At 62.4% G+C, this 1190-nt stretch carries 1 protein-coding gene; it reads left to right on the top strand.

The annotated features are described in order from the left end of the window. Positions 1-394: 394 nt before the first annotated feature. The gene (locus tag RFM52_RS32720; RefSeq protein WP_320224066.1) at positions 395-1006 is read left to right on the top strand and encodes a C48 family peptidase; all 612 of its coding nucleotides are present in this window, start codon (positions 395-397) and stop codon (positions 1004-1006) included. The last annotated feature ends 184 nt before the right edge of the window (positions 1007-1190 follow it).

Genomic DNA, 1190 nt, shown 5'->3' with positions numbered 1-1190 from the left:
AGGCGCCCAGCAGGCCAGCTCGTTTCAAGAGTTTTCCTCAGCTCCGCATACTCCGTTCGAGGGGGCTTGGGATTGGCTCACCACGCAGATGCAGTCCTCCACGCCCTCGTCTGCGAGGTCTCCGTCCTCAGACATCTACCGCGGTCTTGACCCTCTGGTTGATTTGCCCTCCACGCCCTCGTCTGCGAGGTCTCCGTCGTCAGACATCTACCGCGGTCTTAACCCTCTGGTTGATTTGCCCTCCCTCCCCTCGTCTGCGAGGTCTCCGTCATCAGACATCTACCGCGGTCTTGACCCTCTGGTTGATTTGCCCTCCACCCCGCACGAGTTGCGTGACGATGCTCACTATGCACCGGCGTTTCCGAGCACATCGGCGGATGCTCAGATAGCGGCGTTGAATCAGACAGCCTCGTTCCACGGCCACGGTGGGCTAGAGCTCGGCGCCAGGGATTGGCTGAGCGACGAGCATATCGCGGCGGATTACATGCTTCTGATTCAGGATCTGCAGCGGGACAATCCGGATCTCGCCTCCCGGACGCGGCTCGTGGATCCGCTCATAGCCCACTATCATCTGCGCTTGGGCTCCCAGAGCGTGGCCACGCGCGCCTTCCAGCACATTGTCCATGATCACGATGGTAATGACACAGCCGACTTCCTGTTCCTGCCAGTGAGCGATGCCAGTGCTTCGGATCCCAATCGCCGCGGCAGCCATTGGTCGCTGCTGCTCGTTGATCGTCGCGAACGGGCAAGGCCGGCTGCCTATCATTACGATTCCGCCGTGGGATACAACGACGGGCCTGCAGCACTGCTCGCACAACGGCTGGGCGCTCGTCTGGAGCTAGCCCGCATGACCCAGCAGAGCAACGGCTATGATTGCGGTGTCTTTGTGCTGGACGGGACGCGGGCATTGGTTAGGGGCCTGGCGCAAAGAGGACGGTCAGGCGTGCTGCACCTCGACAACCTCGTTGTCGATCGGCTGGCACTGCAAACCCGACTGAGGCGCTGACTGGGGTGGCTGCTGATAGAGCTGGCTGGAGCGGAACTGGGCGACATCAGCACTCCTTATGCGGGGCCCTGACCGAGGGAGCGACGATGACATGCCTCCGCTTGCGAATCGGCCAGCCAGCCGGTCGGCATGCGCGCTCTGGCCTGGATCGGAGGTGGAACATGACGGACATGGACGAGCGGCG

Origin of the sequence: Mesorhizobium humile, from assembly GCF_033977215.1 — a bacterium.
Classification (GTDB): Bacteria; Pseudomonadota; Alphaproteobacteria; order Rhizobiales; family Rhizobiaceae; genus Mesorhizobium; species Mesorhizobium humile.
The sequence above is the reverse complement of the archived record's forward strand: the minus strand, read 5'-3'. Positions and strand labels throughout refer to the sequence as shown.